Below are 23,127 nucleotides of genomic sequence, written 5' to 3'. Positions count from 1 at the left end.
TGCTCGAATGAGAGTTATTTGGAACCTTCGCTGTCATAAGCGAAGGTTTTTTATGCGCAAATCACATAAAACGCGCATAAACGAAAATAACAAATGACCGCAAACGAAAGTTCATATAGGATTCAATTATGTTCTAAAATGCTCGTTCGCTCAGAAAGAGGTCAAAACCATGAGTGCTCAACAAAATAATTCAAACAACAGTACATCTTCCACTTTAGACTTGATCGTGATTGGCGGCGGCATCAATGGTGCAGGCATCGCGGCAGATGCAGCAGGTCGTGGTCTAAACGTTGGCTTATACGAAGCAAATGATTTCGCGTCTGCGACGTCTTCTACTAGCTCAAAGCTTATCCACGGTGGCCTACGCTACCTTGAACATTACGAATTTCGTTTGGTTTCGGAAGCACTCGCTGAACGTGAAGTCTTGTTAAGAAAAGCGCCTCACGTTGCTCAGCCAATGCGTTTCCGTTTACCTCATCGACCATTTTTACGCCCAGCTTGGATGATTCGCTGTGGCCTATTCCTTTACGATAACTTGGGTAAGCGCACCACTCTTCCTGGAAGTAAGACAGTCAACCTAGCGAAATCGGGCCTACTGAAACCAGAAATGAAGACAGGCTTCGAATACTCAGATTGCTGGGTTGATGATGCTCGTATGGTATTGCTCAACGTGTTGGCAGCAAAAGAAAACAACGCAGAAGTACGTAACTACTGCCGTGTTGAAAAAGCGCACCGTGAAGGCGGTATTTGGCATGTGACGATCCTTAATGTGATGACAAACCAACGCTTTGAACGCAAAGCAAAAGCGCTGGTTAACGCAGCTGGTCCTTGGGTTAAACAGTTCTTTGATGATGGATTAGAGCAGGCTTCGCCTCGTAATATTCGTCTGATCAAAGGATCACACATTGTTGTGCCACGCATTCATGACGAACCACAAGCGTACATTCTGCAAAACAAAGACAATCGCATTGTGTTCATGATCCCTTACCTAGATAAATTCTCGATCATCGGTACTACCGACCTTGAATACAAAGGCGACCCACGTAAAGTCGCAATTGATGATGTCGAAGTGGATTACTTGATTGATATCGTTAACCAGCACTTTGTTAAACAACTTGGCCGTGAAGACGTGGTTTGGACATACAGTGGCGTAAGACCGCTTTGTGACGACGAATCGGATTCACCACAAGCGATCACTCGTGACTACACATTGGAATTGGACGCAGAACTGGATCAAGCACCACTGCTTTCGATCTTCGGCGGCAAACTAACCACTTACCGTAAGCTCGGCGAAGCGGCACTTAAAAAGTTAGAACCACACCTAACCAACATGGGTGCACCATGGACAGCAAACGATACGCTTCCCGGTGGTAACTTTAGTTGCAGCAGAGAGCAACTTGCGAAGATGATCCACACTAAATACCCTTGGGCATCTGAAGCGTTGTTACTTCGCTACGTGACTCAATTTGGTACTTACACGTGGAAGCTACTGGAAGGCGCAAATAGCGAAGCTGACCTTGGCATCCAATTCTCAAGCGAAGCGCATGGCGTTTATCAAGTTGAAATCGATTACTTGATCAATGAAGAGATGGCGATGACTGACGAAGATATCTTGTGGCGCAGAACCAAACTTGGCCTGTACATGAGCGAATCCGAGCAGCAAGCGGTGACGGATTACCTGAAAGAGAAGCTACAAAGCAAGGTTGTAAGCTTTTCTCAAGTAGGCTAACCCCACTAGCCTAAACATGGTTCAAGAACATACTTAACAACGAAGCTTAGCGTCCCCCGCGCTAAGCTTTTTTATTGCCTGCTATTCCGGCCTAAGAACTCGATCAGATAAATCTCTCTATTGATCGTCTCCTTCGCACGGGCTGAGGCTTTGTTCACTCCCCCATTTTCAACAAAAACTAAATAGTGTTTTATTAATCAGCTTGATTATCAACTTTATAAAAGATTGCTATTCTTTACCTCAACGAAACGACACATTTAGAAACGCTCACTATGTCAGCGCTTTAATAAGGAATCTATTCCATGCAAAAAGTTATTCTGATCACAGGCTCTACCGATGGTATCGGCTTCGAAACGGCAAAAGTACTTGTTCAACAAGGTCACCACGTTTTATTGCATGGACGTAACCCAAGCAAGCTCAAAGACGTAGAGAAGCAACTTGTGGCTATCTCTGCTGAAGCGAAAATTCAAAGTTACGTGGCAGACTTGTCTGCTCTGGCCGATGTGGATGCGTTGGCTGACAAAGTAATTGCTGAGCACGATAAGATTGATGTACTGATTAACAACGCAGGTGTGTTCAACACTCCGAACCCAATAACTAAAGACAGTTTAGATGTTCGTTTTGTTGTGAATACTATTTCACCATACCACCTGACTAAACGTCTGCTACCTGTACTCGATGCATCTAGCCGAGTAGTGAACCTATCTTCAGCGGCGCAAGCAGCAGTGAACATCGAAGCGCTAGAAGGTAAAAAACCGCTTTCTGATGGCGACGCTTACGCACAAAGCAAGCTTGCGATCACCATGTGGACTCGCGAGATGGCAAAAGAGTTAGGTTCTACAGGGCCAATGGTGGTTGCTGTCAACCCAGCTTCGTTACTAGGCAGCAAGATGGTGAAAGACGCTTATGGCATTGCAGGCGGCGACCTAAGCATCGGTTCTGATATTCTGGTTCACGCATCATTGTCTGATGAGTTCGCACAAGCAGGCGGTCAATACTTTGATAACGACAACAACACGTTTGCTAACCCGCACCCAGATGCGATTTACGGCGATAAGTCACAACAAGTTGTCGCTAAAATTGAAGAGATCATCAAAGCAACGCTTTCTTAATGACAGCTATGCTCAAGTGATTTTCTGATTCCAAGAAAAAGCCCTACGTGACTAACGCATAACTTAGTCACGTAGGGCTTTTTCGTTAAATCTATCTGATTCTACTTTTGTTCCCAATACGGCGGATTACCATAATATTCAGAGAAGTAGTCAATGAAGGCTCTCACCTTTGGTGCAAGTAACCTTGTGCTTGGGTACACAGCCCAAATTGCAGGCTCTGATGTTAATGGGTAATCTTCTAATATTTGAACCAGCTGACCGCTTTTCAGTTGTTCATAGGCACACCAATTCGATGTCACCGTGATCCCCATACCACCTGAGGCTGCGTCACGCAGTGCTTCCCCGTTATCTGCCCTGAACGAACCAGATGCCTTAATCGTCTTAGGCCCGCTTTCAGCATTGAAGGTCCAGTTTTCTAAACCAATTAAGCTAATACATTGATGATCGTTAAGATCTCGAGGTGTGGCTGGCTTACCATATTTGATTAAGTAATCAGGCGATGCACACACAATACGCTTGTCTGTCGCAAGTTTTCGGGCAATCAGAGTCGAGTCTTTCAGCTCCGAGATACGAATCGCGATATCAAAGCCACCCTCAACAACATCCACCATCGAATCTGATAGCCTGAGATCGACTTTTAACCCAGGGTAGCGTTCTAAGAATCCAGGTAAAGCAGGAACAAGATGCAAACGTCCAAAAGACGCAGATGCGGTAACTCTCAGCGTTCCGGTTGGAGAATCACAGCCTACACCGACCGCCGACTTGGCAGCATCCACACTCGATAACACTTCTTCAGCATGAGGTAAAAATGCTTCACCCTCTTCGGTTAAAGATACCTTACGAGTGGTTCTGTGGACCAAGCGAACGCCTAAATTGTCTTCCAGTTTACTGATGTGCGAGCTGGCAACAGCAGGAGACAAACCAAGCTCTTGCCCAGCCATGCTGATGTTATGTGTGGAAGCTAAACGAACAAACAATTTGAGGTGTTCAATATTCATGAGATTACCAATAAAATCTTAAAAATCGTGTACCAGTAACCCTCATTATGCGTCATTAACATAACAATACAACGTATTAACTCAGTTGAATTGTGAAGAAGTGATTGAGCCAAAACGAAAAAAAACTCCCGAAGGAGTTTTTGTCTAAGTCTGCAATTCGCCATTTAGCTAGTCAGCAAAATTACCAACTCACTAGCCAGTTAAACGTGCATGCAGTGCATCTTTCAGTACAGAACGATCATGTTTCAGTTGGTGCATCGAGCCGTCATCAATGGGTGAATCTTTCAGCTCAAGCTTACGAATCTCTTTATCAAGGTTGTCGTACGTCTTCATGTCTGCTGCAAAGCCATCGTCAGTTTTAACAAGCTCAGCAATTTTATCTTTCATTTCAGGAAATTCGTGAACAAGAGAATGATTTTCACCTAGCATAGAAACCTCTTAAGTTGAGTAAAGTGATTGGTATTACGCATTCATTATTAACCTTAGCAAGGGAGTCAAATAACAAATGAGATCCAGTACACAGCATAGAATATAGACAATTCAGATTCACAAATTTACAACATAAATCGGCAGGGATGCGTTGTTTTACATAGAAGAAAGCCTCACGTAATCGCAAGGCTTTGTAGAAGTGAGTTCTTTATAAGAACAGTGACAGAAATGATAATAACAGCAGCTAAAAAGTATTTTCAAAAAAGGATTAGCTGCTACAACCACCAGAATGAACTCGATTCATTTGATCATGTGAAGACGTGTCAGAGCCTGTCGATTGGCATCCTGCCACGAACAATAGCGTTACAGATAAGATAAGCCATTTCATAATAAATCCTCTTTCGGTCATGACTAAAGCATAGTGCTTAAAAGCGCGGATACCTCAGTCATTAACTAAAACCTTACCTACCGATAAGGCCTTGGTTAATGAACAAAGCATCGCTTCTTTAACTAACGACCTGCTTTTGTACAAAAAACTTTCACTTCAACGAATGAAAATCGTACAAGAGCGAAAATAGGACAGCTATGGAACTAAGAATAAGAACTAGAAGTTAGTCACTCGTCGCCAAACGTACAGCCGCTTCTGCATGAATGGCTGTGGTATCAAACAAGGGAACATCAGTGTGTTGCTGCTGAATCAGGAGGGCGATTTCAGTACAGCCCAGAATAACGGCTTCTGCACCTTGTTGGCCTAGCTTCTCAATGATTTGACGGTATACATCTCGAGATTCTTCTTTTACTTCGCCTCGGCACAGCTCTTGATAAATGATGTTGTGCACTTTCTCTCGGTCGTCCTCATCAGGAATCACCACATCGATACCGAATTTGTTAGTCAGGCGTCCTTTATAGAAATCTTGTTCCATCGTGAAAGCCGTGCCGAGTAATCCGACTTTCTTTACGCCCTGTTCAAGCAGCTTCTGCGCCGTGGTATCTGCGATATGTAAGATAGGAATCGTGATTTTCTCTTCGATCTCAGGAACGACCTTATGCATGGTATTGGTACAGATCAGGACGAAGTCCGCGCCGCCCTTCTCTACCGATAAAGCCGCGTCCGATAAGATGTCAGCCGTCTCAGCCCAACGACCTTGGTGCTGTAGCTTTTCAATCTCATCGAAGTTCACGCTGTACATACAAACCTTTGCAGAATTGAGCCCGCCAAGGGTAGCTTTCACACCCTCGTTGATGGATTTGTAGTAGCTCACTGTCGACTCCCAACTCATACCACCGAGCAAACCGATCGTTTTCATATTTCTATTCCTTTAGTTTCCGACTATCCGATTAAACCGTCATGCGTTGAAAATTTATAGTACGTTCTGGCCTAAAATCAGACGAAGCCTTCGCTGTTTCACAAAAAAAGCTCGAATTTAAAATCCGAGCCTTTGAGGTTTTGAGGTTTTGAGGTTTTGACCATGGGTATACTAGGTGTTAGTACACCTTGCACCAATCTGATTTCATGTCGATCAGTGTCCAATCCTCTCTGGAATTCGCCTCATCGAGCGCTTTATCAAGCTTGCCAACATGAGACTCACGGTCGTACTGCCACTCGCGCTCAGCGTCAGTGTGATGAACAATCATAGCCATTGAGTTGGGTTGGCTCGTTGCCCATTGCATCATGGCTTGATCACCGTCGGAGTTACCGACCGCTAGAATAGGTTTTTTGCCGATAATATGCTGAATGTTAGTGACCTTTCCGGCTTTGTCATCAATGGTCAAAATGGACGAATCTTTGGTCACCGTTGGTTTGCCATCGTTGTAGCTGTAGTTGTATTTAAGCGCACTACCGATGATTTGCTCTGTAGGAATATTGTAAGCTTGTGGAGCCCACGCCCTCATGAAATCAACGCCTCCGCCCGACACAATATAAGTCTTAAAGTCATGCTCTTGCAGGTAAGTCAGCATCTCTTTCATTGGCTGATAAGTAAGGTCTGTGTAGGCTTTGTTGAAACGTTTATCTTTTGCTACCGTCAGCCATTGCTCAACGTCTTGCTGGTATTGCTCAACAGTCATACCAGAATGTGTCGCCATGATAATTTTCAATAAACCTTCTTCGCCGCTCCCTAGAACACTCTTGATGTCACCTTCAAGCACGAACTTAAACGGTGCTTCCGTTTTCCATTCAGGGTGTTCAAGCGCCATCTCTTTGATTCGATCTAACGCGAAAGCCAATTGGAAATAGTATGGCTTTTCAGACCAAAGCGTGCCGTCGTTATCAAATACAGCAATACGATCTTGGATCGCAACGAAGGTATCAGATTCAGCTTGGGTGGCTTGCCCAACAAAGTCGACGATAGCGGATTTGCTCTCACTATCCTTCCATGACGGCAGCAAATTGGGATCACAATCCTTAGCAAAAGATGAGAAAGAGAGGCTGGATAAGATCGCGACGGATAAAAGAGTTATTTTCTTCATAGCAACTACCATGTTGTTGAATTAATTGTAGGGTTTAATTCAATTCATCCTAGTTGGTCTACTCTGATTTTCCACTTATGGACACTATAACCAATACTCATGTTGGTATTGGAACAAACGTAAAACGAGGGCTAACCTCACGGCCAACCCTCGTTGTTTAAAAAGCTAAATAGAAAGCTTAAAGGCTAGGTGGAGTACCTTCACCATTGGAAGCAATCGCATCAATTTGCACCAAGGCGCCCATAGGGATATCAGACACACCAATAACTGTGCGTGCTGGTAATGGACCGTCAAAGTAGTGCGTGCAAACGTCATTAAGCACATCTAGATCTGCCATGTCTCTTAATTGGATATTCAACTTCACGATGTCATCCATGACATGACCAGCGCTCTCAATCACTTCTTTAATGTTATTCAGGCACTGCATCGCCTGCTCTTTTGCGCCATTCGCAACAATCGCTCCAACTCTTGGATCCATCGGTAATTGAGCGGAGATATTGTTGTAGTGTGAAAAGGCGACAGTTTGCGTTGAAAGCGGGCTTATTGGCGCAGCTTTGGTATTGTTCGCATTAATTACAATCCCATGTCGGTCTTCAACCGCTTGCGGCGGAGTCCCATCACCGTGTGACACGGTCGCATCCATCTGTACTAACGCTCCCATTGCAAGGCCTTCAACCACCGTCACCGAGCGCGCAGGCATGTAGCCGACAGCCCTCGCAATCGCGGAGTCCGGGAAGAAGGTGGTATACACTTCATTGACTGCTGCAAGGTCATCAAGGCTTCTCACATGGATATTCACTTTCACGATGTCATCAAGCGGAACATCTACATTTTCCAGTATCGATTTGATGTTTTTGAGGCATTGAATCGCGTGCTCTTTTGCTCCACCAGCAACGATGCTGCCCGATTGCGGGTCAATCGGTAACTGGGCTGAAATGTGATTATAGTGAGAGAAAGCCACCGTTTGAGTTGATAGAGAACTGACTGGTACGTGTTGGGTGTTTCTTGCAATTTTAACTAACTCACAAGCCGCTTGAGGGTAGGTTCCTTCACCATTAGAGATCACCGCATCCATTTGCAAGTAAGCACCTTCGAGCGGCAAATCGGCTACAGCGAGTGTCGTGCATGTGGGAACATAGTGTTGGAAAAACGACGCATAGATTTCGTTAACCGCATCGATATCCGCAATGTTCTTCAAGTATATATTTACCCTCACAACGTCGTGCATGCGGTGTCCAATGCTCTCCACAATCGCTTGAATGTTTAGTAAGCACTGCTTGGTTTGATCTTCCAAAGAGCCTGAGATCAAGCTGCCTGTTTTAGGGTCAATCGGTAGTTGAGCAGAAAGGTTATTGTAGTGTGAGAATGCCACCGATTGTGTTGAGAAAGGGCTCAGCGGTGCATCTTCAGTGTTTCTTGAAACTTTAATAATATCGGCACTCATGTCGATACATCTCCTATTCGAGTATTGATGTCAGATATAGCCAATTAGCTGCGTGTTTACCGACATTTCAAAATAAAAGGTACAAAAATAGCCGAACCAATAAATCGTGATGAATACTGGTTCAGCTTAATTCGAGCAACACAGTGGAGGTTCTTACGCCCCCACAAATAAACCTCTACAGAGTACTTAGGAAGCTGCTGATTTTTTCTTCATGATGCTTAACGGTTTCTTGTGTTGGGATAACCGCATCTTTATGTGTGAAGTACACTAAAATCGCCATCTGAGCAGTGAGTCGATTTTCTGCTTCATCGAACGCCACTGAGTATTCGCTTTCTAGTGCGCCGCGAGTCACTTCTTCTTTGTCATTCGCAGGTAGGCAATGCAGCAACATTGCGCCCGGACGAGCCTTAGCCATTAGCTCTTCTGTGATAACATAGTTAGGCATGAATGCCGCAAGGCGCTCTTCCTTCTCATCCATTTGCGTCACCCAGTAGAAGCTATCGCCGTACACAACATCACAATCACTGATGCGTTCTACATCATCAGTAATTTCAATCGTGCCACCAGACTCTTCACAGAAGTTGAGTGCCATGTCGATCCACTCTTGCTCCATGTGGTATTTCTTAGGACCAATTTGTTTGAAGCCCATACCGTACTTAGCACACGTCAGCATCAAAGAGCGGCACACATCTGTCGCATCACCCATGAATGCTAAAGTTAGGTCTGATAGCTTACGCCCATCAGTAATGTGCTCTCTGATCGTGTAGAGATCCGCTAGCATTTGAGTTGGGTGGAAACGAGTATCAAGTCCGTTGATTACAGGCACTGTCGACATTTCAAGTAGGCCGTCTAGTGTTTCAGGGCTATTAGTACGAGCCATAATGATGTCGCACATACGAGACAGCACACGAGACGTATCATCAATCGACTCTTTACCACCTAAGTGAATGTCTTTTGGTGATAGGAATAGTGCATGACCACCCAATAATGTTGCTGCCACCTCGAAAGAAACACGTGTACGAGTAGAACCCGCCTCAAAGATCATCCCTACTGATTTGCCCTTAAACAGTGGTGGGATCGCGTTGTCTTTGCGCGCCTGTTTCAGATGAGTCATCAGCTCCATCATGTTGTCCATCTCTTCTACAGAGAAATCTTTCATGGAAACCATGTGCTCTAGGTTTGCTTTGTTTAGTTCAGTTGCGCTAGAAGACGGTAATTTCATAATAAGTTCCTATTTTTCATAATATTGTGCGCGGCTCTTTCAGTTCACTTTGATGGCAATTTAATTTTGAATACCTGCCATCACTTTCAAGAACCGCTACGTTTTGGATTAAATTGGTTTTTCTGTTGTAACTAAACTCTTGGTACTTGTTGGGTGATGCAGTGGATATTGCCGCCACCTAGCAAAATTTCTCGAGCCGGAACGCCATTCACTTCGTAGCCTGGATAAATGCCTTCCAAGATCCCGATAACATCGTTGTCGTAGCGTTGATCGAGCAACGGCAACACAATTTGGTTATTGGTAATCAGGTAATTGGCATACGACGCCGCTAAACGCTCACCCGCTTCTCGCTCCATTCCGTCTGCGATATCGATACCTGCCGCTTCTTCCTCGGTCATGAAAAGAGGGCCTGGCATCGGCAGCTTGTGTACCTTGATTTGACGGCCTTTGGCATCGGTTTGACTGGTGATGTAGTCATAGGCTTCTTTGCTGATCTCATATTGAGGATCATTCTTGTCATCGCACCACGTCAGAACGACTTCACCCGGCTTCACGACGTGAAGGATGTTGTCCACGTGGCCATTGGTTTCATCGTTGTACAAGCCACGAGGCAGCCAGATCACTTTCTCAACATTGAGGTGTTCACAAAGTACTTCTGTCAGCTCTTCTTTGCTCATATCTGGGTTGCGGCTTTCGTGTAATAAGCACTCTTCTGTTGTGTAGAGCGTGCCTTCGCCATCGACGTGAATTGAGCCGCCTTCTAGTACGATTGGAGCGCGGTATCGAGAGTCACGAATGGTTTCACACATCTTTTGAGCAACTTGGTTGTCGCGATTCCAAGGTGAATACAAACCATCAACAAATCCGCCCCATGCATTGAATTCCCAATCCACACCTCGGCGTTCACCGCTGTCATCAACAACATAAGTCGCACCGATATCACGCATCCAAGAGTCATCAGTCGAGATTTCCAACACTCGAATGTCCTCTGGTAAGCGAGATACTGCGTTATCGTATTGGTCTGAACTCGCAAGCATGGTGACTGGTGTTGTATGGCTGATCTTGGTAGCAACGTCTGCAAACACCGCTTGCGCTGGTTTTGCCCCATTGCGCCAGTTGTCAGTACGTTCTGGCCAAGCCATCCAAATTTCGCTGTGTGGCTCGTGTTCCCCTGGCATTCTGAAGCCATCATGTTTTGGAGTAGTCTCAATCAGTTTTTTCATCGTTATGTCCCCTAAATTATGCTTGAGCTTCTTTTTTATCTTGTGTCTCGGTCGTGTCGTCATCGCCTGAACCTTGCTGCTTCTTGCGTTTTAGAGCACCTAGAAGAATCCATTCACCAGCAAGGATGGTGGCAATCACGCCAATCAAAACAGGTCCTGTGTATCCCCAATCAGCAACAGTTAGATCAAGGGCCTCAGGGAAAATGAATAAGATCACGGCTTGAAGGACGACCAAGAAACAAACAATCGACATGACCCATTGAGCCGCCATGCCACCCGGAACTTTGAATGGGCGTTCACGTTGACCATCAACCACTCGAAGCTTTAGGTATGCAGGGAACATGAACAGGTAAGGAAGTAAGAAAATGCAGCTAGAGAAGGCAAATATCGACCAGAACAGATCATCATTACCCTGAGCAAACAGCGCGTAAGACAGGATAACGACCGTTGATACTGTGCCTGTGATGTTGTTTGCGCCAACTGGAGAGCCTTTCTCAGACACTTTCGCGACTGGGGCTGGAAGCTCACCTTCTTGAGCGGCTTCAGCAGCAGCTCGGCTAGCGCCCATTGTCCAACTCACCATGTTGCCGATAAGCGTTAACAAAGCGAAAGTACCGAAGATGTACACCATCGCTGTACCAACCACACCAGTGCCGAAAAGTGTTCTAAATGTGTCGATAAGGCCAGACACCAAGCCAATGCTTTCGACAGGTAGCGCCATCAAAATGCCTACCGTACCGAAGATGTATAAGAAAGCGGTGATACCGATAGAGAGGAAGACAGCCTTAGGCATATCACGAACGTCTTTCATTTCTTTAGTCATGGTCGCAACCAGTTCAAAACCCATTAGGTTGAACACAATCGCGGGTAAGAAAGAGACCGCAGAATCCAATGAAGGCATCATTGCGGGCAACGTAAATTCGTTGGCAACGCCGTTTTTCATTGCATAGATAAAGCCGCCCACACCCAATGTACTGATCACGACAATTTTTAATATTGCGCCAATATTGGTGACCCACACACCGATGTCGGCAGACACATTACAAATCAAAACCGTTAGCCACGTCAGTAATATACAAATGGCGATTTGTCCCCATAAAGACAGATCTGGCATGAAGAGTTCGGCAAACATCCCTGCAAACATGATATATACCGCAGGCATCCATAAACCAACGTTAATCCAGTAAAACCACGTTGTTCTGACTGCCCATTTAAAATTGAAGGCTTGTTTTACCCAATCGTAAATCCCACCTTCACCTGGGTAGGTGGTACTCAGTTCGGAAGTAATTAAGCCATATGGAATGACAAAGAAGACCAGCATTAACACCCACCAACCAATGGCACTGACACCAATACTGGCTGACGCGGTTAATGTGTCGACCACCAAAACTGCACACAGTGTAAAGAGTGCAATTCCCGTAACCCCCATTTTTCCTTGCGTTTCGTTACTCATCTCTTAGCTCCTTAATCTCTAATTCGGGATTAATTAAACGGCAAAGCGATGAAGTGAACTGGGATGAGAATTGAATATCGGTTTTACATAAACGAGTTCGGGGTAAAAATAAAATAAACCCAACAAATATTAGATTTATAATGCTAAAAGTCGGAATACTTGATTTTGGTCAATAACCATTCGATTAATAAATACATTTTCCATTTCAAAACCAAGATCACATATCTAGTTAATCTAGGGGGAATTAAGGCTTTCTGTGACATATAGGCGACTAAAAACATCAAATATTGATCACAAATCGAATTGTGATTTCTATCCCCACGACACCTGCATTATTTAAATACAATTCAAACTAACTTATTTGCCCTGAGCAAAATATTATTTGGAGAGTTAAACATGTCGAAGCCTATTATTGTTGTTGCTGTCGGTGGGAATGCTTTACTACAGCGTGGTGAAGTAATGAGTTGCGAAAACCAAAAAAAGAGCATCGCGCAAACCGCCAGCTCTTTGGCTGAACTCAGCAAAGACTACCGTTTAGTGGTTGTGCACGGAAATGGCCCTCAAGTCGGCCTACTCTCATTACAGAACAATGCTTATAAAGATTGCCCTCCTTATCCGTTTGATGTGCTTGGTGCCGAGACTCAAGGGATGATTGGTTACCTTATCCAGCAGGGGCTAAATGCTGCAATTAAAGACCGCTTTACGACCACGATTCTAACTCGCATTGTTATCGACGAGAATGATCCTGCGATTGCCGACCCAGCCAAATTTATTGGCCCTATCTATACAGAAGAACAAGCCAAACAACTCGCAGAAGCCAACCAATGGGTTGTGAAACCTGACGGTGCACACTGGCGTCGCGTGGTGCCATCACCTTCACCAAAAGAAGTGCTAGAAATAAAAGCCATCAAAGACTTGCTAGAGAAAGAGCACCTAATTATTTGTGGCGGTGGCGGTGGCGCTCCAGTCGTCGAAAAAGATGGCGCTTATGTGGGTTTTGAAGCGGTAATCGACAAAGACATGACAGCTGCTCTTATCGCAGAAGAAATCGGCGCAGAACATTTACTGATCCTCACTGACGGCTCTCATGTTTGTTTAGATTGGGGAACCCCAAAGGAAGAGAAGCTTGAGAACGTGTCAGTTGAACAAATGAAAAAGTACACTTTCCCAGCCGGTTCTATGGGGCCGAAGGTCGACGCATGTTGTCAATTTGTAGAAAAAACAAAACAGCATGGATACATTGGTGACCTGTCTAGTGCATTAGAGATCATAGAAGGAAAAACGGGGACACATATTAATGCTTAATATTGGGTTATAATGCTTTATATAAATAAAGGGTAATAAAGTCTAAGTTTCGATATTCCGATTGGAACTTTTCTTGAAAGCCCTTTATGTTTTTTGTGTTCCAAATAAAAATGAGGATCATTAGATGCGCAAAGTAACAACCGAAGAAAAGTTAATTCGAATTCATGATGCTGTTGTGCAACTAATGGAACGCCGTGAAGCTACTGATATTTCAATGTACGATGTTGCCAAAGAGTGTGGAATGGCAACATCTACGGTTTATCACCACTATCCAAACATAGAGAACTTATTTCATAATCTATTAGATGACGTTTTTACTGATTTCGACTCTCTGCTCGGTAAATGTATAGATTACGAGCATGTTAATCATTGGACTGACATCAATCGCATGATTGAAACAGCGTATGTTAATTATTACAACAATCACCCGATTGCTAAAAAGTTAATTCTAGGTCGTCATACATTCACTGAGCTAGGACATGCAGACACCGAGAATGACTTAATTCTTGGTAAAGAAGTAGAAACGATTTATCGACAATTTTTTGATGTTCCTCAGTTACCACAATCCATCAATGTCTTCGCTATCTCATTGCAAGTCGCAGATAAAATATACTCGTTATCTTATCGACAACATGGCTGCATCACACCAGAACTTGCCAACGAAGCAATCCGACTGACCGAGTCTTACCTTAAGCTGTATATTCCTCATATCTGTCAAAAAACAGAGCCTAGCATGATGCATACGCATTAAGAGAACCTGTAATCCCGATAACGTCTTACCTTTCTATTTGCGCTCGATGACCAGGCTAAACTCGCTGACCAAACAAAAAAGCAGAACTTCAATTCCTCAAAGTTCTGCTTTAACAATCCATGACTGCTTACGCTCTGCGCTTTTTGAAAGCGTGCCAACCAGCGCTGAAAATTGTTTTTAACACCACACCGAGTGCGCTTAGTTTTGGGTCGGCGTTCTTGCCAGAGGCAATGCGCCACATCTGATGTTCATACCAAACCAGCCCGACCATCGCCACTTTGTCTAATGCGGGTTTTCCTGTGGTTGGCACCGTTAGCGGCATGCCGTGGCTAGGGTTTTCAATTAACTTGTTTGGGAAATCAGGATCAACCGCCATTGTGCGCGCAATACCAATAAAATCGGTCGCCGAGGTGTTTAATGCTTCATTCATTGCTTGCGCGGTTCGAAAACCACCCGTGACCACCAGCGGAGTGCTGACGAGTTTTCTCGCCTTAACCATGTAATCCATAAAATACGCTTCACGTTTTACTGTGCTGGACTTGATTGATTCAGCTTTGCTCTTTGAACCCATCATTGATGGGCTTTCATAGGTGCCGCCGGAGATCTCAATCAGGTCGATACCGTTATCACTCAGTGTTTGCACAACCTGCATCGACTCTTCTTCAGTGAAGCCACCTTTCATAAAGTCGGCGCTGTTGAGCTTAATTCCGACAGGGAAATCGTCACCGACCTCTTTTCGAATCGCGCGATAAACCTCAAGCACGAAACGAAGTCTGTTTTCGAGTGAGCCACCCCATTTGTCTCGGCGTTGATTGTGTCTCGAAGACAAAAACTGACTCACGAGATAACCATGAGCACCGTGAATCTGCACGCCAGTAAAGCCTGCTTGTTTTGCAAGCTTTGCACTCAGCGAAAATTTATCAATGATTGCGATTATTTCCGTCTCAGTCAGAGCTCGTGGCGTATTGAAACCTTTTTCTAATCCACGCTCTAAAGAGATAGCCGAAGGAGCAACCGGGCTATCACATAAGAATTTAGGGATTTGCTTTCCTGGGTGGTTCAATTGCATCCATATCTGCGAACCATTTTGTGTTCCAGCCTTCGCCCACTCACGAAATACGCTTAAGTCACTTTGCTCATCCAACACAACGTTTTTAGGTTCACCAAGCGCACCTCTATCGACCATCACGTTGCCCGTCATGGATAGGCCAATTCCTCCTTGAGCCCAACGCTGGTAAAGCGTGACTAAACCTTGCTTAGGGTTATGATGTTTATCACCTAGCTGTTCACTCATTGCCGATTTGAACAGGCGATTTTTGATCACTTGGCCATTAGGAAGAGAAAAAGGGTCGTTGAGGCAGATCGGATTCATGCGCGTGGTTACTTTCTTTGGTTTATATATTCAGTCCAGTATGCCCTATTTTATCCGACAGTTCTGAGCATTTAACGCCTATTTCGAAGCAAGTTTCACTCAATAATAAAATGCCAGCGGCATAGCAGCTGACATTAATCGATTATAAATAGAATCTCAAAAACTGGGCTGGCGCTGCTGAAATATGTCAACCAGAAAGGCTCAAACACTCTTTACGCTCATGGTAATTGTCGTTATTGTGATTCTCTACGCCATCATCACAAGGACTGTCTGAGAGTTATGAACAGCACGATTGAAACTATTCTGGGGCACCGCTCCATTCGTCAATATACAAATCAACCGATTGAAAAAGCACAACTTGATGTGATTATTCAGGCTGGTCTCGCGGCTTCATCATCGAGCTTACTGCAGGCTGTTTCTATCGTGAGAGTGACAGACACAGAGAAGCGCAAGTTGCTAGCTGAATACGCAGGCAATCAAGCTTACGTGGAGAACGCGGCTGAGTTTTTGGTGTTCTGTATCGACTATCAACGCCACGCTCAAATTAACCCTGAAGTGAAAACCGACTTTACTGAACTGACCCTGATTGGCGCGGTCGATTCTGGCATCATGGCGCAAAACTGCATGCTGGCTGCTGAGTCTCTAGGTTTGGGTGGCGTTTACATTGGCGGGTTGCGTAACAGCGCACAACAAGTCGATGAACTGTTAGAACTGCCACAGCACACCGCCGTGTTGTTCGGGATGTGCTTAGGTCACCCGGCACAACAACCAGAGGTGAAACCTCGCCTCCCTGCTCACGTAGTAATGCACGAAAACCAATACCAACCGCTGAGCCTAGATGAAATTGCCAGCTACGATGATTCGATGCAAAGCTACTACGCAAGCCGTTCAAGCAACCAAAAGCAGAGCAGTTGGTCACAGCAGATCACACAGAAACTCTCTGGTGAATCTCGCCCACATATCCTGCCTTACTTAAACAGCAAGCAGCTGACCAAGCGTTAAGCCGTTAAGCCGTTAAGCCGTTAAGCCGTTAAGCGATTAGAGCTAGCAGCAAACAGCAGTACAAACAAAAATGTCAGCGTAATATACGCTGACATTTTTATTTATCCGGAGGCGGCTAGCTTACAGATATTTCTCAATCGGTAACAATTGTAGGAAGCCAGACTGCATTCGTTCCCATTGACCAGTGTCAGGTTCGCTGTCCCAACGTTGATCGCCTGAATACCAATACACATCACCGTCTTCCAGTTCCAAGCGCCAGCTATTATCTTCACTCATCGCTTGCTCAATGGTGTCAGCTAACATTTCAGCAATCTCTTTGTTCTCGATGATCAAAACCGATTCCGTATTGAGGTAGGTAGAACGCAAGTTGAAGTTAAATGAGCCAATGCTTGCGATGCTGCGGTCGAATACAACTGATTTAGCGTGCAAACCATAGGCCGTCTCAGGCGCACATTTAGACACGTCTTGAGTCGATGCTTCACACAGCTTAGATTCTGGTTTTAGCTCAAACAGGTCGATGCCATGCTCCAACATGTCGTAACGTCTGCCTGCATAAGCGGAGTGATTAGTCACCAGATCATTAGACGCCATAGAGTTAGTTAGCGCTTTTATCTCAACGCCCTTGTTGTTCAATACCTGCCACTCTTCAAGCTGACCATCATCGAATACAAGGTAAGCGGATTCCAGCAAGATCTCTTGTTTCGATTCGCTCGCTAATTTCCCTAGAAGAATCGCGGTCGCTTTCGGTTCATCGGTATTGTCTGAATCATCAGGAACAGGCTGATCGTAAACAAAACGCGCATTCACCCATGCCATCTCACCAATCACCTCTTTCAGCAAACTATCAGCAGCCTTACGATCTAGTGGCAATTCCGGGTAATTTTGATAATGCGGAACGACAATATTATCTATCTTCGAGAGATCAGGTTGCTCGTCATCACCCAGCATATCGACAGGGTAAGACCAACGGCTGTTCCAGTATTCAACAAAACTGGTTTGGATGGTGTTAACTACCGAGCCCATGACTAATACATCGCGGTCTCGGAAATTGATTTCATCAGAAAGGTCGAAGTATTCATCACCAATATTACGTCCACCCACCACAGACAAAGTACCATCGACGGTAAACGACTTATTGTGCATACGGCGATTTAAACGAGAAAAGTCGCCGACAAAGCTCAGCCATTTACTGAAACCGCGGCGTGTTGGGGTTGGATTGAAGATACGAATCTCGACATTAGGGTGCGCATCCAGTGCCGACAACAAACCTTCACGTTCGTTGAGGTTGATATCATCCAGCATTACACGAACCTTCACACCACGCTCGGCCGCGGCTAACAAACGGCTGGCTAGGTAGCTGCCCGATTCGTCAGAGTTCCAGATGTAGTATTGAATGTCGATGGTGTGCTCGGCACTTTCGACCAGCGCTAATCGCTGTGCCAAGGCATCCCAACCAGACTCTTGCAGACGAACCGCAGTGGTGCCTTGCTCTAAAGCTTCAGGCTGAAATTCATTGGTTAGAACCGATAAAGAACTAGGTGCAGGAGAGGTTGGCGGTTCTGTTGGATGATCGATGCCTTCAGGAAGTGAAGAACACCCACCTAAAACGGCGATTAAGATTAACGTTAAACTGATGCGTTGGAGCACAGGCATGTATCTGACTTCCTTTTCACGATGACGTCTTTAGAAACTTTCCGTACAGCTTTTCAATGAACAAGCTATTCCGATCTATTCATTGATTATTACTGCTAAATCCTGAAATTTATAGGTAATTATCCAGTATAAATTTAAAGGTCGTTAAATTGGCCTACAGATCACTTAAGTTGATTGAGCGCCAAACAGTATAAACTCAGCGGCTTTTCGACCATTTCAATGGTGAGCTCAGTTCGGTCTGGGTTACAGTTCAACGCCAAAGCGTAGCCGTGTAAATAATCCACCAGCAAGTCCAACGCATTTTTGGTTTGCTCTTTGGTTAACGCTAACGGGCTCAACACCGCTGTAAAACGTTCACTAAACACCTCCATCGGCCCGAGGGATTTCATGGTCAATAAGGTCTCTAACAAGCCTCTATATTCGTTTAGCATCGACAAGTAACTCACACTGAGCCGATATAGGTTATCTCGCCAATCTTGATTCAATTCTGGCTGCGCGACTTCTTCAATCAAGGAAACCGTGATTGCCTCAAGCAGATCATTTTTGTTTTTGAAGTAATGGTATATAGCCATCGCATCAACCCCGAGTTCTGTCGCCAACCCTCGAACACTTGGCACTTTGCCACTCTCTCGCATCATGCTTTTAGCAATAGTGAGAATTCTCTCGGCGCTGAGTTGGCTTGATCCACTCTTTGGTCGACCTCGTTTCTGATCCTTGACAGTCATACCGTCACCTCTTAAACTTTATTTCTACACTGTAGAATATTTTAATTTATTACCGTGTAGATGCCAAGTTTCTCATTGATATCGGAGTTAAAAATGTCAAATATTGTATTCATCGCAACCAGCCTTGACGGTTACATTGCAGACAAGCAAGGCGGCTTAGATTGGCTGCAAGCGATTCCAAATCCAGACGGTGACGACATGGGTTACAACGCCCACACCGATCGTATCGATGCGCTGGTCATGGGACGTAATACAATGGACATGGTGCTGAGCTTTGGTATCGATTGGCCTTACAGCAAGCCAGTCTATGTACTGAGCAACACTTTAAGTAAAGTACCTCAAGAGCTTGAAGGTAAGGTGTTTTTAATGAAGGGCGAGCTTAAACAGATTGTCGCGGATTTGAATAACAAAGGCCTAAACAACTTGTACATTGATGGCGGCATCACCATTCAAAACTTCATGAAAGAAGACATGATTGATGAGCTGATCATCTCGACCATTCCTATCGTGCTTGGTGGTGGGTCCCCGTTATTTGGTGACTTAGTATCTCCCGTCGATTTTACGTTGAAAGGCGTCACGACGTACCTTGATGAGATCGTGCAAACTCATTACTTACGTAAGCGCTAAAGCTGTTGTTGAACTAAGGGCATGAAAGGATCAACACCGAAAACATTGTTCACGCTACATAACCTTTATCGTCCCTACACAAGCCTTCCCTATAGTAGTACCCTTTATCGTCTCTCATTCTTGATGGTAGCTGGATATTATGAAGCTTTTGGTCGATCGCACTGGTGAACAGTTTTTAGAAATTCTGCAAGAATCGGGAGACACGCTGACGGTTCAATTCATTACCAATGAAGGCAATCGAAAGGGTAAGCCGTTCCAAGATAACTTGAGTGGATTGCTCCTCACAGGGTGGAAGCCGCGCACTACTTCAACCGCCATCGGATTAGAACGCTTTAAGCAAGGCAAACTTGAAGATCCCAAAGTGAGTTTCGCATTGCACCAACTCTATCCACTAGGTCGAGACGTAAAGTTACCTTCTGGTGATATCGCAACTATCGCGAGTTACGCCAATACCCATGCCGACGGCTACTATATGTTTGTGCGCCTCAACGATGAATTAACCCGACTCAAGATTACACCCGATTGGGAACTGCAACCTTCCACTCAAAGATTGGCTCTGCCTTATTACCCAGCCCCAAGAACTAAAGAAGAGCTCGACAACATTGACGATTTTGATGCGTGGGCGGGCGGCTTCTAAATACTCCTCACCTACGCCTAGTAGCACATAATTCCCAAGTTATTATCAATTATTTTTTGACAATAATTCAAATGTAGCACTGTTTATCGTTTCAAATATTCCCACTATTATTTATCCATCGACACAGACTGCAGCTCAATGAACAAAGAGTGGCACTGTAAACACAGACAAATCACCATTTCGGTGAAAAATAATATAGGTACCAACATGACTCAACTAACTATCGTCGCAAACATCGTCGCTAACGAAGGCAAAATTGAATTGGTTAAAGCAGAGCTGCTAAAGCTGATTGATATTACTCGCGCTGAAGAAGGCTGCATCAACTACGACCTTCACCAAGACAATGAAAACCCAGCACATTTCACTTTCTACGAAAACTGGACGTCGCGTGAACTTTGGCAAACACACATGGGTAATACCCACCTTGCTGAATACATGGCAGCAACCGAAGGTAGTGTTACGTCATTTACACTTAACGAGATGACTAAGATCGCTTAAGTACAGTTTCAGTAGTCTGTTACTAGAAAGCACACTGACAAGCTATCGAGTTCGATTTGAAAGCCCCGCTGCACGTCAGCGGGGCTTTTTTCATTTATGCGGATATCGTCAACTGCCTTAGTTAGAGCTTCAAACGGGGCTGAATAAAATCGATAAACGCCGAGATACGTTTAGAGACCGATGACGACTTGTAGTAAACCGCATTCACTCGCTCTCGGTCTGTGTTGGCAAGTTTGTCTTGTTCCAGAATAGGGATTAGGCGACCTGCTGCCATATCTTCCTGCACCATAAACCCCGATAAACAAGCTATCCCATTTCCAGCTAATACCAGTTGACGCACCGTTTCACCATTACTGGCTGTCACAGTAGGCGCGACATAACTTTGGTTTGGCAAAGGCCAATGGTTAAGCACTTTGTTACCCGAAAATCCCACAATTTGATGCGAACTCAAATCTTCAGGTTTGGTGGGTAGCCCACGCTTAGCGAGATAATCAGGTGACGCCACAATATGGAGTAAACTTTTTCCTAACGGGCGAGCGTGCAATGTTGAATCGGACAACTTACCGATTCGAATCGCAACATCGGTTCTCTTTTCGAGAAGATCAACGAAGCCTTCGTTGGAAGTGAGTTCCAACTCAATGTCTGGGTAAGCCTCTTTGAATGACTGCACCAACGGCACTAGCTGATGGAATACGAATGGACTGGCGGCATCGACTCTTAAACGACCTTTTGGCAACTCTCCGCGCGACACGATTTCTTCTTCCGCGCTCTGAATCATCTGTAATCCCACCCTGACTGAATCGACAAACTGCCTTCCTTCCTCCGTCAATTCCACGCGTCTTGTTGTTCGGTTGAATATTGAGACGCCGAGTTGCGACTCAACCTTACTCACCGAACGAGACACCTTGGCGACCTGCACATCCAGCGCCTCTGCCGCCGCAGAAAAACCACCAGCATCGACAACGGTGAGTACCATTTCTAAATCATCTGAACGGGTTAACATGAGGCTCCTTCGCTATCTTCATTTTGTTTAATGTCATCTCGCTTGTGCTCATCACAGCTCAAATCATCTGAGTCTTTTCGATCTCATCAGCTTAATCCAATGATCGGCTAACTCTCCAATTATTGCAAATAACACAAAGGTTATTTGTTAATGATGGCATTTATCACAAATATATATTGCTAGATAATCCTCGCCATCAAACGAAGCGCTCCTATTGCAGTCACAAGCTGCCCCATTTTATCGCGCTCGGTATTTAACAAAGAACAGTAAGAGAGATGATTATGCCATTAGCATTACTTGCATTGACGCTCAGCGCCTTTGCCATCGGAACCACAGAATTTGTCATCGTAGGCTTGATTCCTACCATGGCGAGCGACTTGAATGTATCTCTGCCATCGGCAGGCCTATTAGTCAGTTTATACGCGCTTGGCGTTGCTATTGGCGCACCAGTATTAACGGCATTAACCGGAAAGTGGAATCGTAAAGCGGTATTGCTAACCGTGATGGCATTGTTTGTCATTGGTAACTTATTGGCGTGGCAAGCTCCGGGTTATAACACGCTGATCGCCGCACGAATTTTGACTGGCCTTGCCCATGGCGTGTTCTTCTCGATTGGATCGACCATCGCGACAGGTTTGGTTTCAAAAGATAAAGCAGCCAGTGCCATTGCGATCATGTTTACAGGTTTAACGGTTGCATTGGTAACCGGCGTACCACTGGGCACTTATATCGGGCAAACCTTTGGCTGGCAAGCGACCTTCTTGATCGTTGCTCTGCTTGGCCTTATTGCTCTTATCGGTAGTGCTATCTTGGTTCCAAACAACCTTAAGCAACCACCAGCGGCGAAGATTTCAGCACAACTAAAGGTTCTAACTCAACCACGCTTACTGTTGGTTTACGCTATCACAGCACTGGGTTATGGCGGCACATTCACAGCGTTTACGTTCCTTGCTCCAATACTGGAAAATGTATCAGGATTTGATTCGAGCTCAATCAGCTTAATCATGTTGGTTTACGGTGTTTCAGTCGCGGTAGGTAACATCTGGGGTGGTAAGATGGCTGACAAGATGGGCCCAATTAAAGCGCTGACCGTTATCTTCTCTGGTTTAGCCGCAGTATTGGTGGTATTCAACTTTACCGCTGTAAACCCTTATGCAGCCGTTGCGACTATTTTGGTTTGGGGTGCATTTGCATTCGGTAACGTTCCGGGGCTACAAGTGTATGTTGTGAAACTGGCTGAGAAATACACACCTGACGCCGTCGATGTCGCTTCTGGGTTGAACATTGCAGCCTTCAACGTCGGTATTGCATTGGGATCATGGGGTGGTGGTTTGATTGTCGCGAAATCTGGATTAATGAACACCCCTTGGGTAGGTGCTGTGATCGTTTTGATCGCTCTTGTTCTGACTCGATTCAGTGGTGCGTTAGATAAGAAGCAAGCACAACAAGCTGTTCCATCTAGCATCTAGCATCTA

Annotated in this window: 21 protein-coding genes; 9 read left to right on the top strand and 12 right to left on the bottom strand. The window is 45.0% G+C overall.

What is annotated here, in order from left to right; all coding sequences use genetic code 11:
• Window positions 1-169 precede the first annotated feature (169 nt).
• Together glpD and AB4167_RS04175 are read left to right on the top strand one after the other, a co-directional pair.
• Complete coding sequence (glpD, locus tag AB4167_RS04180; RefSeq protein WP_372136176.1) at window positions 170-1,729, top strand: glycerol-3-phosphate dehydrogenase; 1,560 nt, start codon at window positions 170-172, stop codon at window positions 1,727-1,729.
• 302 nt (window positions 1,730-2,031) lie between these two features.
• The gene (locus tag AB4167_RS04175; protein WP_372136175.1) at window positions 2,032-2,841 is read left to right on the top strand and encodes an SDR family NAD(P)-dependent oxidoreductase; all 810 of its coding nucleotides are present in this window, start codon (window positions 2,032-2,034) and stop codon (window positions 2,839-2,841) included.
• 101 nt (window positions 2,842-2,942) lie between these two features.
• Here the strand turns inward: AB4167_RS04175 and AB4167_RS04170 are convergent, their stop codons facing one another.
• From AB4167_RS04170 to AB4167_RS04135, 8 genes are all read right to left on the bottom strand, one after another.
• A complete protein-coding gene (locus tag AB4167_RS04170) occupies window positions 2,943-3,839 on the bottom strand; it encodes a LysR family transcriptional regulator (RefSeq protein WP_372136174.1) in 897 nt (298 codons plus the stop codon).
• 192 nt (window positions 3,840-4,031) lie between these two features.
• Window positions 4,032-4,268, bottom strand: coding sequence for a YdcH family protein (locus tag AB4167_RS04165; protein WP_017067743.1), 237 nt, complete (start codon window positions 4,266-4,268; stop codon window positions 4,032-4,034).
• A gap of 611 nt (window positions 4,269-4,879) precedes the next feature.
• The gene (locus tag AB4167_RS04160; protein ID WP_372136173.1) at window positions 4,880-5,575 is read right to left on the bottom strand and encodes an aspartate/glutamate racemase family protein; all 696 of its coding nucleotides are present in this window, start codon (window positions 5,573-5,575) and stop codon (window positions 4,880-4,882) included.
• Window positions 5,576-5,753: 178 nt separating this feature from the next.
• The gene (locus AB4167_RS04155; protein ID WP_372136172.1) at window positions 5,754-6,737 is read right to left on the bottom strand and encodes an HAD family hydrolase; all 984 of its coding nucleotides are present in this window, start codon (window positions 6,735-6,737) and stop codon (window positions 5,754-5,756) included.
• A gap of 178 nt (window positions 6,738-6,915) precedes the next feature.
• Window positions 6,916-8,181, bottom strand: a complete 1,266-nt coding sequence (locus tag AB4167_RS04150) for a RidA family protein (RefSeq protein WP_372136171.1) — start codon at window positions 8,179-8,181, stop codon at window positions 6,916-6,918.
• 175 nt (window positions 8,182-8,356) lie between these two features.
• On the bottom strand, window positions 8,357-9,403 hold the full coding sequence (argF, locus tag AB4167_RS04145) for an ornithine carbamoyltransferase (protein WP_004732254.1): 1,047 nt from the start codon (window positions 9,401-9,403) through the stop codon (window positions 8,357-8,359).
• A 131-nt stretch (window positions 9,404-9,534) separates the two neighbouring features.
• The gene (aguA, locus tag AB4167_RS04140; RefSeq protein ID WP_017078524.1) at window positions 9,535-10,626 is read right to left on the bottom strand and encodes an agmatine deiminase; all 1,092 of its coding nucleotides are present in this window, start codon (window positions 10,624-10,626) and stop codon (window positions 9,535-9,537) included.
• 16 nt (window positions 10,627-10,642) lie between these two features.
• Entirely contained in the window at window positions 10,643-12,079 is a 1,437-nt protein-coding gene (locus tag AB4167_RS04135) for an APC family permease (RefSeq protein WP_017078523.1), read from the bottom strand.
• Between the two features lie 396 nt (window positions 12,080-12,475).
• Here AB4167_RS04135 and arcC point away from each other — a divergent pair, with 396 nt between their 5' ends.
• Together arcC and AB4167_RS04125 are read left to right on the top strand one after the other, a co-directional pair.
• Window positions 12,476-13,384, top strand: a complete 909-nt coding sequence (gene arcC / locus AB4167_RS04130) for a carbamate kinase (protein WP_004732260.1) — start codon at window positions 12,476-12,478, stop codon at window positions 13,382-13,384.
• Window positions 13,385-13,508: 124 nt separating this feature from the next.
• Window positions 13,509-14,135 carry a TetR/AcrR family transcriptional regulator gene (locus tag AB4167_RS04125; protein ID WP_004732262.1) on the top strand — a complete coding sequence of 209 codons (627 nt, stop codon included), beginning with the start codon at window positions 13,509-13,511 and terminating at the stop codon, window positions 14,133-14,135.
• A 127-nt stretch (window positions 14,136-14,262) separates the two neighbouring features.
• On the opposite strand, the gene AB4167_RS04120 is transcribed toward AB4167_RS04125, so the two are convergent.
• A complete protein-coding gene (locus tag AB4167_RS04120) occupies window positions 14,263-15,507 on the bottom strand; it encodes an NADH:flavin oxidoreductase/NADH oxidase family protein (RefSeq protein WP_372136170.1) in 1,245 nt (414 codons plus the stop codon).
• Window positions 15,508-15,786: 279 nt separating this feature from the next.
• Between AB4167_RS04120 and nfsA the strand changes: the two genes are divergently transcribed.
• Window positions 15,787-16,509, top strand: coding sequence for an oxygen-insensitive NADPH nitroreductase (nfsA, locus tag AB4167_RS04115; RefSeq protein ID WP_017060948.1), 723 nt, complete (start codon window positions 15,787-15,789; stop codon window positions 16,507-16,509).
• 120 nt (window positions 16,510-16,629) lie between these two features.
• Here the strand turns inward: nfsA and AB4167_RS04110 are convergent, their stop codons facing one another.
• Complete coding sequence (locus tag AB4167_RS04110) at window positions 16,630-18,162, bottom strand: phospholipase D family protein (RefSeq protein WP_372136169.1); 1,533 nt, start codon at window positions 18,160-18,162, stop codon at window positions 16,630-16,632.
• Window positions 18,163-18,323: 161 nt separating this feature from the next.
• A complete protein-coding gene (locus AB4167_RS04105) occupies window positions 18,324-18,887 on the bottom strand; it encodes a TetR/AcrR family transcriptional regulator (protein ID WP_372125792.1) in 564 nt (187 codons plus the stop codon).
• Window positions 18,888-18,980: 93 nt separating this feature from the next.
• Here AB4167_RS04105 and AB4167_RS04100 point away from each other — a divergent pair, with 93 nt between their 5' ends.
• The 3 genes from AB4167_RS04100 (at window position 18,981) to AB4167_RS04090 (ending at window position 20,649) form a co-directional block, all read left to right on the top strand.
• Complete coding sequence (locus AB4167_RS04100; protein ID WP_198594800.1) at window positions 18,981-19,514, top strand: dihydrofolate reductase family protein; 534 nt, start codon at window positions 18,981-18,983, stop codon at window positions 19,512-19,514.
• A gap of 139 nt (window positions 19,515-19,653) precedes the next feature.
• On the top strand, window positions 19,654-20,151 hold the full coding sequence (locus tag AB4167_RS04095) for a hypothetical protein (RefSeq protein WP_102398569.1): 498 nt from the start codon (window positions 19,654-19,656) through the stop codon (window positions 20,149-20,151).
• Window positions 20,152-20,358: 207 nt separating this feature from the next.
• Window positions 20,359-20,649, top strand: coding sequence for a putative quinol monooxygenase (locus AB4167_RS04090; RefSeq protein WP_104216430.1), 291 nt, complete (start codon window positions 20,359-20,361; stop codon window positions 20,647-20,649).
• Between the two features lie 121 nt (window positions 20,650-20,770).
• On the opposite strand, the gene AB4167_RS04085 is transcribed toward AB4167_RS04090, so the two are convergent.
• Window positions 20,771-21,652 (bottom strand): LysR family transcriptional regulator, encoded by an 882-nt coding sequence (locus AB4167_RS04085; RefSeq protein WP_104216431.1) that lies wholly within the window; start codon window positions 21,650-21,652, stop codon window positions 20,771-20,773.
• A gap of 281 nt (window positions 21,653-21,933) precedes the next feature.
• Here AB4167_RS04085 and AB4167_RS04080 point away from each other — a divergent pair, with 281 nt between their 5' ends.
• Window positions 21,934-23,121, top strand: coding sequence for an MFS transporter (locus tag AB4167_RS04080; RefSeq protein WP_017067575.1), 1,188 nt, complete (start codon window positions 21,934-21,936; stop codon window positions 23,119-23,121).
• The last annotated feature ends 6 nt before the right edge of the window (window positions 23,122-23,127 follow it).

This window comes from Vibrio sp. 10N.286.49.E11 (assembly GCF_041469505.1).
Classification (GTDB): Bacteria; Pseudomonadota; Gammaproteobacteria; order Enterobacterales; family Vibrionaceae; genus Vibrio; species Vibrio crassostreae_C.
This window is presented reverse-complemented; position numbering and strand designations above follow the sequence as displayed.

Bases quoted from the DNA above. Each gene is read 5' to 3' on its own strand.
- AB4167_RS04170 (WP_372136174.1), bottom strand. From the start codon at position 3,839: ATGAATATTGAACACCTCAAATTGTTTGTTCGTTTAGCTTCCACACAT.
- nfsA (WP_017060948.1), top strand. From the start codon at position 15,787: ATGAACAGCACGATTGAAACTATTCTGGGGCACCGCTCCATTCGTCAA.
- AB4167_RS04175 (WP_372136175.1), top strand. From the start codon at position 2,032: ATGCAAAAAGTTATTCTGATCACAGGCTCTACCGATGGTATCGGCTTC.
- AB4167_RS04150 (WP_372136171.1), bottom strand. From the start codon at position 8,181: ATGAGTGCCGATATTATTAAAGTTTCAAGAAACACTGAAGATGCACCG.
- AB4167_RS04135 (WP_017078523.1), bottom strand. From the start codon at position 12,079: ATGAGTAACGAAACGCAAGGAAAAATGGGGGTTACGGGAATTGCACTC.
- AB4167_RS04160 (WP_372136173.1), bottom strand. From the start codon at position 5,575: ATGAAAACGATCGGTTTGCTCGGTGGTATGAGTTGGGAGTCGACAGTG.
- AB4167_RS04105 (WP_372125792.1), bottom strand. From the start codon at position 18,887: ATGACTGTCAAGGATCAGAAACGAGGTCGACCAAAGAGTGGATCAAGC.
- AB4167_RS04125 (WP_004732262.1), top strand. From the start codon at position 13,509: ATGCGCAAAGTAACAACCGAAGAAAAGTTAATTCGAATTCATGATGCT.
- argF (WP_004732254.1), bottom strand. From the start codon at position 9,403: ATGAAATTACCGTCTTCTAGCGCAACTGAACTAAACAAAGCAAACCTA.
- AB4167_RS04165 (WP_017067743.1), bottom strand. From the start codon at position 4,268: ATGCTAGGTGAAAATCATTCTCTTGTTCACGAATTTCCTGAAATGAAA.
- AB4167_RS04080 (WP_017067575.1), top strand. From the start codon at position 21,934: ATGCCATTAGCATTACTTGCATTGACGCTCAGCGCCTTTGCCATCGGA.
- AB4167_RS04155 (WP_372136172.1), bottom strand. From the start codon at position 6,737: ATGAAGAAAATAACTCTTTTATCCGTCGCGATCTTATCCAGCCTCTCT.
- glpD (WP_372136176.1), top strand. From the start codon at position 170: ATGAGTGCTCAACAAAATAATTCAAACAACAGTACATCTTCCACTTTA.
- AB4167_RS04085 (WP_104216431.1), bottom strand. From the start codon at position 21,652: ATGTTAACCCGTTCAGATGATTTAGAAATGGTACTCACCGTTGTCGAT.
- aguA (WP_017078524.1), bottom strand. From the start codon at position 10,626: ATGAAAAAACTGATTGAGACTACTCCAAAACATGATGGCTTCAGAATG.
- AB4167_RS04100 (WP_198594800.1), top strand. From the start codon at position 18,981: ATGTCAAATATTGTATTCATCGCAACCAGCCTTGACGGTTACATTGCA.
- AB4167_RS04120 (WP_372136170.1), bottom strand. From the start codon at position 15,507: ATGAATCCGATCTGCCTCAACGACCCTTTTTCTCTTCCTAATGGCCAA.
- AB4167_RS04095 (WP_102398569.1), top strand. From the start codon at position 19,654: ATGAAGCTTTTGGTCGATCGCACTGGTGAACAGTTTTTAGAAATTCTG.
- AB4167_RS04090 (WP_104216430.1), top strand. From the start codon at position 20,359: ATGACTCAACTAACTATCGTCGCAAACATCGTCGCTAACGAAGGCAAA.
- AB4167_RS04110 (WP_372136169.1), bottom strand. From the start codon at position 18,162: ATGCCTGTGCTCCAACGCATCAGTTTAACGTTAATCTTAATCGCCGTT.
- arcC (WP_004732260.1), top strand. From the start codon at position 12,476: ATGTCGAAGCCTATTATTGTTGTTGCTGTCGGTGGGAATGCTTTACTA.